The 10,510-nt window shown below is 72.9% G+C and carries 8 protein-coding genes; 4 read left to right on the top strand and 4 right to left on the bottom strand.

What is annotated here, in order from left to right:
- Positions 1–675, bottom strand: a 675-nt coding sequence (locus tag AA75_RS00785) for a VOC family protein (RefSeq protein WP_051811483.1), incomplete at its 3' end; no start/stop codon positions are given.
- Between the two features lie 233 nt (positions 676–908).
- Between AA75_RS00785 and AA75_RS00780 the strand changes: the two genes are divergently transcribed.
- The 3 genes from AA75_RS00780 (at position 909) to AA75_RS00770 (ending at position 5,936) form a co-directional block, all read left to right on the top strand.
- Positions 909–3,101, top strand: a complete 2,193-nt coding sequence (locus tag AA75_RS00780; protein WP_033817689.1) for an ATP-dependent RecD-like DNA helicase — start codon at positions 909–911, stop codon at positions 3,099–3,101.
- 224 nt (positions 3,102–3,325) lie between these two features.
- Positions 3,326–4,615: a citrate synthase gene (locus tag AA75_RS00775; protein WP_033817686.1), complete on the top strand. Its 1,290-nt coding sequence runs from the start codon at positions 3,326–3,328 to the stop codon at positions 4,613–4,615.
- 601 nt (positions 4,616–5,216) lie between these two features.
- The gene (locus tag AA75_RS00770; protein ID WP_051811481.1) at positions 5,217–5,936 is read left to right on the top strand and encodes an SDR family NAD(P)-dependent oxidoreductase; all 720 of its coding nucleotides are present in this window, start codon (positions 5,217–5,219) and stop codon (positions 5,934–5,936) included.
- Between the two features lie 43 nt (positions 5,937–5,979).
- On the opposite strand, the gene AA75_RS00765 is transcribed toward AA75_RS00770, so the two are convergent.
- The gene (locus AA75_RS00765; RefSeq protein ID WP_033817685.1) at positions 5,980–8,265 is read right to left on the bottom strand and encodes a cation-translocating P-type ATPase; all 2,286 of its coding nucleotides are present in this window, start codon (positions 8,263–8,265) and stop codon (positions 5,980–5,982) included.
- Between the two features lie 92 nt (positions 8,266–8,357).
- The gene (locus AA75_RS00760; protein WP_033817684.1) at positions 8,358–8,576 is read right to left on the bottom strand and encodes a heavy-metal-associated domain-containing protein; all 219 of its coding nucleotides are present in this window, start codon (positions 8,574–8,576) and stop codon (positions 8,358–8,360) included.
- Positions 8,577–8,859: 283 nt separating this feature from the next.
- Between AA75_RS00760 and AA75_RS00755 the strand changes: the two genes are divergently transcribed.
- A complete protein-coding gene (locus AA75_RS00755; RefSeq protein ID WP_051811479.1) occupies positions 8,860–10,059 on the top strand; it encodes a PP2C family protein-serine/threonine phosphatase in 1,200 nt (399 codons plus the stop codon).
- 15 nt (positions 10,060–10,074) lie between these two features.
- Here AA75_RS00755 and dhaL read toward each other — a convergent pair.
- Positions 10,075–10,510, bottom strand: a 436-nt coding sequence (gene dhaL, locus AA75_RS00750) for a dihydroxyacetone kinase subunit DhaL (protein WP_033817683.1), incomplete at its 5' end; no start/stop codon positions are given.

Below are 10,510 nucleotides of genomic sequence, written 5' to 3'. Positions count from 1 at the left end.
CCTCCGGGTTCCCCGGAGGGGCTTCTCGCATTTCCGGGCCATTGCTGCGAAATGGGCGCCCTGTGGGTCGGTCAGCCGGGCGGTACGGCCGATGCCGGGGCTCTGCCGGGCCGGCTCCCGCAGGACGGCGCCGAGTCGCAGGGCCCGGTCGATGAGACCGTCGATGTCGTCGACCTCCAGGTACGGCAGCCAGTGGGAGCCGAGGCCGGTGGCGGCTTCGGCGGCGCGCAGCTGTCGGATGCCGCCGGTGCTCTCGTGCGGGCCGGCCCCTAGCACGGTGTAGGTTCCGCCCTCGAAGGGGATGTCCCGGCCGGTCCAGCCGAGGGCCGTGCAGTAGAAGGCCTTGGCCGCGGCGGTGTCGACGCTGAGGAGTTCGGTCCAGGGCCGGGTGTCGGTCGGGTCGTCGGTCGCCGGATGGTGGTCCAGGGTGAACTCGGCGCCGGTCGGGTCGCCGAAGCCGTCGGCGCCGGCGGTGCCGCCGGCGGCTAGGATGCGCCTGGTGACGGCGTCCGGGTCGGGGGTCAGGAAGGCCGGTGTCCAGGCCGCAGCGGTGAGCCCGGCCGGGGTCGGCCGGATGGCCGGCAGGGTGCCGTGGTGGCCGGGCAGGGCCCCGTAGAAGGCGGCGGAGGCGGCCGGGTCGGGGCTGTGCAGGACCGGCGGGCCCAGGGTGACCATGGCGGGTGCTCCCTTGCGGGGTGACCGTGCGGTGGGTGCGCGAGCTCTCTCTGCATCGTCGGTCGGGTTGATCGCCGTGGCCACCGCTGTCGGCGCGGGGAGGTACGGTGCGTAGCGGACGGTCACCAGTAGCGAGAGGGGGCCCAGTGGCCACGCAGCAGCGGCAGGCGGCGCAGCCGCAGGGCGGTCAGGCCTCGGGTCAGGTTTCGGGTCAGGCCCAGGTCCAGCGTCAGTTGGCGCAGGTGGAGGGGGTGCTGGAGCGGATCACCTACGCCAACGAGGAGACCGGCTACACGGTGGCCCGGGTGGACACGGGCCGTGGGGCGAACGATCTGCTGACGGTGGTCGGTGCGCTGCTGGGGGCGCAGCCGGGGGAGTCGCTGCGGCTGTTCGGGCGGTGGGGGTCGCATCCGCAGTACGGCAAGCAGTTCACGGTGGAGAACTACACGACGGTGCTGCCGGCGACGGTGCAGGGCATCCAGCGGTATCTCGGGTCGGGGTTGATCAAGGGGATCGGGCCGCGGTTCGCGGAGCGGATCGTGGCGCAGTTCGGGGTGGACACGCTCGAGGTGATCGAGCAGGAGCCGGGCCGGCTGATCGAGGTGCCGGGGCTGGGGCCGAAGCGGACCAGGATGATCGCGGCTGCCTGGGAGGAGCAGAAGGCGATCAAGGAGGTGATGGTCTTCCTGCAGGGGGTGGGGGTGTCGACCTCGCTGGCCGTGCGGATCTACAAGAAGTACGGCGACTCCTCGATCGGTGTGGTGAAGAACGAGCCGTACCGGCTGGCGGCCGATGTCTGGGGCATCGGGTTCCTGACGGCGGACCGGATCGCGCAGGCGGTGGGGATCCCGCACGACAGCCCCGAGCGGGTGAAGGCGGGTCTGCAGTACGCGCTGTCGCAGAGCAGTGATCAGGGGAACTGCTATCTGCCGGAGGAGCGGCTGATCGCGGACGGGGTGAAGCTGCTGCAGGTGGACGTCGGGTTGGTGATCGACTGCCTGGCTGAGCTGGTGGCCGAGGAGGGGGTGGTCAGGGAGCGGGTGCCGGGGGCGGAGGGGCAGCCGGTGACGGCGGTGTACCTGGTGCCGTTCCACCGGGCCGAGGTGTCGCTGTCGAACCAGGTGTTGCGGTTGCTGCGGGCGGAGTCGGACCGGATGCCGGGGTTCGCGGAGGTGGACTGGGAGGCGGCGCTCGGCTGGTTGGCGAAGCGGACGGGGGCCGATCTGGCGCCGGAGCAGCGGGAGTCGGTGCGGTTGGCGCTGACGGAGAAGGTCGCGGTGCTGACGGGCGGGCCGGGTTGCGGCAAGTCGTTCACGGTGAAGTCGATCGTGACGCTGGCGCTGGCGAAGAAGGCGAAGGTGGTGCTGGCGGCGCCGACCGGGCGGGCGGCGAAGCGGTTGGCGGAGCTGACGGGTGCGGAGGCGTCCACGGTGCACCGGTTGTTGGAGCTGCGGCCCGGTGGGGATGCGGCGTACGACCGGGACCGGCCGTTGGACGCGGACCTGGTGGTGGTGGACGAGGCGTCGATGCTGGATCTGATCCTGGCGAACAAGCTGGTGAAGGCGGTGGCGCCGGGGGCGCACCTGCTGTTCGTGGGGGATGTGGACCAGTTGCCGTCGGTGGGGGCGGGTGAGGTGCTGCGGGATCTGCTGGCGCCGGGTGGTCCGGTGCCGTCGGTGCGGTTGACCAGGATCTTCCGGCAGGCGCAGCAGTCGGGGGTGGTGACCAACGCGCACCGGATCAACGAGGGGCTGGTGCCGGTCACGGACGGGTTGCCGGACTTCTTCCTGTTCGCGGAGGACGACACCGAGCGGGCGGCGGGGTTGACGGTGGACGTGGTGGCGCGGCGGATCCCGCAGAGGTTCGGGCTGGATCCGCGGCGGGACGTTCAGGTGCTGGCGCCGATGCACCGGGGGCCGGCGGGGGCGGGGAATCTGAACACGCTGTTGCAGGCGGCGGTGACGCCGGCCCGGGAGGGGTTGGCGGAGCGGCGGTTCGGCGGGCGGACGTTCCGGGTGGGGGACAAGGTGACCCAGATCCGCAACAACTACGAGAAGGGGCTGAACGGGGTCTTCAACGGCACGGTGGGGGTGGTGACCTCGTTGAGTGTGGAGGAGCAGCGGCTGACGGTGCTGACCGACGAGGACGAGGAGGTGCCGTACGACTTCGACGAGCTGGACGAGCTGGCGCACGCGTACGCGGTGACGATCCACCGTTCGCAGGGGAGTGAGTACCCGGCAGTGGTGATTCCCGTCACTACGTCGGCGTGGACGATGCTGCAGCGAAATCTGCTCTACACCGCCGTGACGCGGGCGAAACGACTGGTTGTGCTGGTGGGGTCGCGCAGGGCGATCGGTCAGGCGGTCCGGGCCGTCAGTGCAGGTCGGCGGCATTCGGCGCTGGACCACCGGTTGGCAACTGGATGATCGCCCAAGGGTCGGGTACGGTCGGAGGTTGTCTTGACGTGAAGAGATTTAGGGCGGAACCTGGTCTGGTGCCGATCTTGTCCGGTTCATACCGGCTGCGGCGACAGCTTTTGTAGGACGGGCCCCTTTCCGGCCCACCCCGGGTGCGCGGCCATCCTCCGGATGGGGGATCGTAGAGACGGTCAGGCACTCGGATGAGGATTCATTTCGTCGGTGAGGAAGACGTGAGCGACAAATCGGTAGTACTGCGGTACCGGGACGACGAGTTCGAGTACCCCGTCGTCGAGAGCACTGCGGGCAACGCCGGCTTCGACATCTCGAAGCTGCTCCCGCAGACCGGTCTGGTCACCCTGGACAACGGCTTCGGCAACACCGCTGCGTACAAGTCGGCGATCACCTTCGTCGACGGTGACAACGGCATCCTCCGCTACCGCGGCTACCCGATCGAGCAGCTCGCCGAGCGCGGCAACTTCATCGAGACGGCGTACCTGCTGATCAACGGTGAGCTGCCGACCGAGGGCGAGCTCGCGGTCTTCACCAACGAGATCACCCAGCACACCCTGCTGCACGAGGACGTGAAGCGCTTCTACCAGGGCTTCCCGCGGGACGCCCACCCGATGGCGATGCTGTCCTCGGTGGTCGGTGCGCTCTCGACGTTCTACCCGGAGAGCCACAACCCGTTCGACGCGGCCCAGCGTCACCTGTCGACGGTCCGCCTGCTGGCGAAGCTGCCGACCATCGCGGCGTACGCGTACAAGAAGGCGATGGGCCAGCCCTTCGTCTACCCGCGCAACGACCTGAGCTACGTGGAGAACTTCCTCCGGATGACCTTCGCGGTCCCCGCCGAGGACTACGAGCTCAACCCGGTGATCGTCAACGCGCTGGACAAGCTGCTGATCCTGCACGCGGACCACGAGCAGAACTGCTCGACGTCCACGGTGCGCCTGGTCGGTTCCAGCCACGCCAACCTGTTCGCCTCGATCTCGGCGGGCATCTCGGCGCTGTGGGGTCCGCTGCACGGCGGCGCCAACCAGGCCGTGCTGGAGATGCTGGACCAGATCAAGAAGGACGGCGGCGACGTCGACGCCTTCATCCGCAAGGTCAAGAACCGCGAGGACGGCGTGAAGCTCATGGGCTTCGGTCACCGCGTGTACAAGGCCTTCGACCCGCGTGCCGCGCTGGTCAAGGAGCTGGCGCACGAGGTCCTCGGCCAGCTGGGCAAGTCCGACGAGCTGCTGGACATCGCGCTCAAGCTGGAGGAGCACGCGCTGAGCGACGACTTCTTCGTCTCGCGCAAGCTCTACCCGAACGTGGACTTCTACACCGGTCTGATCTACCGCGCCATGGGCTTCCCGACCAGCATGTTCACCGTGCTGTTCGCGCTCGGCCGGCTGCCGGGCTGGATCGCCCACTGGCACGAGATGATCAACGACCCGACCAGCCGGATCGGCCGTCCGCGGCAGATCTACACCGGCACCGCGATCCGCGACTACGTGCCGCTCGACGCCCGCTGAGCGAGGCGTCGCCCCCGGGTGTGACGAAGGGCCCGGCCGCCTGGTGCGGCCGGGCCCTTCGGCGTCCGCGGGCGGGGTGTGGGCCACCCGGGGACACAAGCTGCGCGCACGACGCCCGGGAGTGACCGGGGCCCGGAGACGGCCGCTCAAAGCGTCCCGGACCTGGTCGTACCCCGGCGTCGTGCGCCAAGGCCGTCGATGTCGGTCGATGGTCGGTCGATGCCGACGGCCGTCCCGGGGCCCGCCGGAGCCCCGTCGGCGGCAGAGGCCGAGGGCGGGCACGGTGGTTCCACCGGTCCCGCGCACCGAAAGCTGCCGCGCTGTACAAGGTAAGACGTAACTGGGGGCGCAAAGTTACGGGTAGAGGGTGTGAGTTGGCTCTCGCCACGCTCCGTGTGCGCCTGGTGCCACCCCTCGTAAGGCTTCCGCTGTCGCCTCTCGGGCGGGCCCGTTCGCGGCCCTTATCACACCCTACGTCGGGCGCGCTGTGTCACCCTCCTCGCAGTCATGGCAACCCAGCGTGATAGGAATCGGACCATTCCGGACGGACCGCCCCGCAAGTGCGGCGGAGCGGTGGCTGGGCAGGGAGGGTGTTGCGCAGATGACCAGGAACGTCGTGGTGACCGGTGGTGGCACCGGTATCGGGTACGAGGTGGCTCGGCGGTTCGCCCAGGCGGGCGAAGAGGTGGTGATCGTCGGGCGGCGGCGGGCGGTGCTGGAACGGGCCGCGGCCGAGCTCGGTCCCCGGGTGACCCCGGTGGTGTGCGACCTCGCCGACCCGGACGCGGTGGAGGCCGTGCTGCCGTCGCTGCCGGAGCGGATCGACGTCCTGGTGAACAACGCCGGCAGCCGGGAGACCGTGATCGGCGCCGGGCCGCACGCGGTGCTGGCCCGCTGGCGCGGGGACTTCGAACGCAACGTGCTCACCGTGGTGATGCTCACCGAGTCGATCCGCGACCGGCTCACCCCGGGCTCCGGCCGGGTGGTCACGGTCAGCTCGATCGCCGCGCTGCGCGGAGCCGGCTCGTACGGGGCGGCCAAGGCCTCGCTGCACGCCTGGAACCACTTCCTGGCGGCCCAGCTCGGTCCCTCCGGCATCACCGCCAACATCGTGGCGCCGGGTACCGTCTCGGGCACCGAGTTCTTCGGGCCGCGGCTGGACGAGGCGGAGGTCTCCCGGCGGGCGGCCCGCACCCTGGTCGGCCGGATCGGCGAGTCCGGCGAGGTCGCGTCGGCGGTCTACTTCCTGGCCTCGCCGGACGCCGGGTTCATCACCGGCGAGATCCTGCACTGCAACGGCGGCGAGCTGCTCGGACGGTGACGCCGTCCGGGCCCGCCCGCCGCCGCAGGTGCGGGGCGGCGGGTCAGGAGGCCCGGAAGTTTCGCAGCCGCAGGCTGTTGGTGACCACGAAGACCGAGGAGAAGGCCATCGTGGCGGCGGCCACCACCGGGTTGAGCAGCCCGGCCGCGGCGAGCGGGATCGCGGCCACGTTGTAGGCGAACGCCCAGAACAGGTTGCCCTTGATGGTGGCCAGGGTGCGGCGGGCGAGCCGGATCGCGTCGGCGGCCGAGCGCAGGTCGCCGCGGACCAGGGTCAGGTCGCCGGCCTCGATCGCCGCGTCCGTCCCGGTGCCCATGGCGAGGCCGAGGTCGGCCTGGGCGAGCGCGGCGGCGTCGTTGACGCCGTCGCCGACCATCGCCACCGAGTGGCCCTGTGCCTGCAGCCGCCGGACCTCGGCGACCTTCTGCTCCGGCAGGACCTCGGCCAGGACGTCCTGGGGGGCGATCCCGACCTCGGCGGCGACCGATGCCGCGACCGCCCGGTTGTCACCGGTCAGCAGGACCGGGCGCAGGCCCAGGGCGCGCAGTTCGGCGACGGCCGCGGCGCTGGTCGGCTTCACGGTGTCGGCGATCTCCAGGACGGCCCGGGCGGCGCCGTCCCAGCCGACCGCGACGGCGGTCCGGCCGGCGGCCTCGGCGGCGCGGACGGCCTCGGCCAGGGCGGGCGGCAGCAGGTGCCCGTGGTCGGCCAGCAGGGCCGGCCGGCCGACCAGGACGGCGTGCCCGTCCACGTGGCCTCGTACGCCGAGCCCGGGGGTGTTCTCGAAGCCGTCGACGGCGGGCAGTGCGCCCAGCCGTTCGGCGGCGGCGCCGGCCACGGCCGCCGCTATCGGGTGCTCGGAGGCGTGCTCCAGCGCGCCGGCCAGGCGCAGCGCCTCGGCCTCGCCGGTGCCGTCCGCGGTGTGCACCGCGACCAGGGACATCCGGCCCGTGGTGACGGTGCCGGTCTTGTCCAGGACGACGGTGTCCACCCGGCGGGTGGTCTCCAGGACCTCGGGGCCCTTGATCAGGATCCCCAGCTGGGCGCCCCGGCCGGTGCCGACCATGAGCGCGGTCGGGGTGGCCAGGCCCAGGGCGCACGGGCAGGCGATGATCAGTACCGCGACGGCGGCGGTGAACGCCCCGGTGGGGCTGCCGGTGGCCAGCAGGTGGGCGACCAGGGTGGTGAGCGCGATCAGGACCACCACCGGGACGAAGACCGCGGAGATCCGGTCGGCCAGCCGCTGCGCGGCGGCCTTCCCGTTCTGCGCCTCCTCGACCAGGCGGGCCATCCGGGCCAGCTGGGTGTCGGCGCCGATCCGGGTGGCCTCGACCACCAGCCGTCCGCCCGCGTTGACGGTGGCGCCGGTGACCGGGTCGCCGGCCGTGACCTCCAACGGGACGGACTCGCCGGTGAGCATCGAGGCGTCGACCGCCGAGCTGCCCTCGACCACGGTGCCGTCGGTGGCGATCTTCTCGCCGGGCCGGACCACGAACCGGGTGCCGACCGTGAGCAGGGAGACCGGGAGCCGGACCTCGTGGCCGTCGCGGAGGACCGCGACGTCCTTGGCGCCCAGGTCGAGCAGGGCGTGCAGGGCCGCTCCGGCCCGGCGCCTGGAGCGGGCCTCCAACCAGCGGCCGAGCAGGATCAGCACGGTGACGGCGGCGGCGGTCTCCAGGTAGAGCGTGCTCGACGCGTCCTCGCCGCCGACCGCCAGGGTGAAGCCGTGCCGCATGCCCGGCATCCCGGCGTGGCCGAGGAACAGCGCCCACACGGACCAGCCGAACGCGGCCAGGGTGCCCAGCGAGACCAGGGTGTCCATGGTGGCGGCGCCGTGCCGGAGGTTGGTCCAGGCGGCGCGGTGGAACGGCAGGCCGCCGTGGACGACGACCGGGCCGGTGAGGGCGAAGGCCAGCCACTGCCAGTTGTCGAACTGCAGGGCGGGGACCATCGACAGCAGGACCACCGGGACGGCCAGCGCGGCGCTGACCAGCAGCCGGTCGCGGAGCGGGTCGGGCCCGGCGGCGGGCCGTTCGGTGGCCGCGGCCTGCCCCGGGGCGGGGTGCGCGGCCGGTTCGGGGGGCAGCGGGGGCGGGGGGAGCTCCGCGGTGTAGCCGGTCCGCTCCACGGTGGCGATCAGGTCGGCCACGCTCACCGCCGGGCCGAAGTCGACCCGGGCCCGTTCGGTGGCGAAGTTCACCGTGGCCTCGACGCCGTCCATCCGGTTGAGCTTCTTCTCGATCCGCGCCGCGCAGGAGGCGCAGGTCATCCCGCCGATCGACAGTTCCACCCGCTCGGTGGCGGGGGCTATGCCCTGGGTGGTGCTCATGGCTCGGTCTGCTCCGATCGGAAGAGCCGGTGAGGGGGGAAGGGCCGGGGTCGGGGCGGCCGCGGTCCACCGGGACCGCCCCGCGGCGGGGCTCAGACCGCCTGGCCGACCAGGGCGAATCCGGCCTCGTCGATGGCGGCCCGGAGCTGCTCCTCGGCCAGCGGCGCCGCCGCCGACACGGTCACCGTGCCGGCCTTGGCGTCCGCCGCGACCTCGGTGACGCCGGGCAGGACGGAGACCTCGGCGCTCACCGACTTCTCGCAGTGGCCGCAGCTCATGCCGGTGACGGTGTAGGTGATGGTGCTGGACACGGGGACCTCCGGAAGTGGGGCGGCGCGGGCGGCCGCCCGCGGGTCTGGCTACTCACAACACCATACCCCCCAGGGGTATTTCAGGGTGGGGCGGTGCGTGTGCTCTGCATCGCAGCATGGCTGCCGCCGGCCGCAACCCCGGCACCGGATCGCGGGGATTCGCCCGTTCTGGTGCCCGGTCGGCCGAGCGGCCCAACCGGAGCCGCGGGCCGTCCCGGCGTCCCCGCGAGCCCGCCCGCCGGGACGCGGCGCGGGGGGACCAGGTGTCCGATATGTTCGAAAGGTGTCCTGGAACAGCCGCGGCAGGCCCGGCCTGCCCAGAGCCGGCGCGGTGCCGCAGTCCCGCCGCAGCCGGGCGCTGCTCGCCACCGACCTGCAGGATCTCTCGTTCCGGCGCCGGGCCGCGCCCGCCGCACTCGCCATCCTGATCGTCACACTGGCCGACTTCCTCTCCGGCCAGGACCGCTACCTCGCCCCGCTCATGGTGGTCGTCCCGTCCATCGCCGGGCTCACCCTGCGGCCGATGGAACTGCTGTCGGTCTGCGCGGTCGGCCTGGCCGCGCTGATCGGCCTGAGCTACTACGACCAGGTGGCCGACCTCAACGACGGCCGGTTCCTGTTCGGCGCGATGCTCAGCTACTTCGCGCTTACCGTCTTCAGCGCCTGGGTGGCGAGCCTGCGGATGCGCCGCGCGGCGGCGTTCGCGGCTGTCAGCTCGGTCGCCGAGGCCGCGCAGCGGGCGCTGCTGCGCCAGCCCGAACCGGCCGTCGGGCCGCTGCGCCTCGCCGTCCGGTACGTCTCCGCGGCGGACGCCGCCCGGATCGGCGGCGACCTGTACTCGGTGCTGGAGACACCGAACGGCACCCGGGTGCTGGTGGGCGACGTCCGCGGCAAGGGGCTGGGCGCGGTGCAGACCGCGGCCGTGGTGCTCGGCGCGTTCCGTGAGGCGGCCTACGACGAGCGGCGGCTGCCCGAGGTCGCGGCCCGGATCGAGGCCAGCGTGCAGCGGCACGTACCGGACGGTGAGTTCACCACCGCGCTGTTCGCCGAGTTCGGTGAGGGGGAGCAGGTCGAGCTGCTGCACTTCGGGCACGTACCGCCGATCCAGGTCGGGCGGGACGGCGCGGTGACGGTGCTGGAGGCCGCCGACCCGTGGGTGCCGCTCGGGCTCGGCAGCCTCGCGGTCGGGGAGCCGGAGGCGATGCGGGTGCCGTTCGGCGCGAGCGACGTCCTGGTGCTGTACACCGACGGGGTGGTGGAGGCCAGGCACCACAGCACCGGTGACTTCTACCCGCTGGCCGAGCGGGTCGGCCCGCTGGTGTCGGGGGCGGCCCGCTCCCCGGCCGAACTGGAGTCGGCGGTCGGCCGGGTCTACGCCGACCTGCTGGTGCACACCGGCGGTGAGCTCGGGGACGACGCGCTGCTGATGCTGATCAGCCGCGCCGACGGGAACGGCACCGGGCGCCCCGGCCGGTCCGGCTGACCCGCCCGGTCCGGCTCACCCGGGTGGCCCGGCCGATGGCGCCCCGGCGGCGGTGGCCAGTGCCCGCAGCAGCAGTGCGGTGGACTGTGCGCCCGGGTCGCGGTGGCCGGTGCTGCGCGGGCCGAGGTAGGAGGCCCGGCCCTTGCGGGCCTGGAGCGGTTCGGTGGCGGCGGCGCCCTGTTCGGCGGCCCGGGCGGCGGCCTCGGCGGCCTGCGGCAGCCCCCGGTCGGCGGCGGCCCGGAACGCCTCCACCGCCGGGGCCAGGGCGTCCACCATGGTCTTGTCGCCGAGGACGGCCCCGCCGAGCCCCTGCACCGCCGCCAGCCCGGCGGCCAGCGCCGCGGCCAGTTGGGCGGCGTCCGCCGGCCCGTCGGGCAGCGCCGCGCCCATCGCCCGCAGCGCGCTGCCGTACAGCGGGCCGCTGGCGCCGCCGACCGTCGAGATCAGCGTG

The organism is Kitasatospora sp. MBT63, assembly GCF_000710465.2.
Classification (GTDB): domain Bacteria; phylum Actinomycetota; class Actinomycetes; order Streptomycetales; family Streptomycetaceae; genus Kitasatospora.
This window is presented reverse-complemented; position numbering and strand designations above follow the sequence as displayed.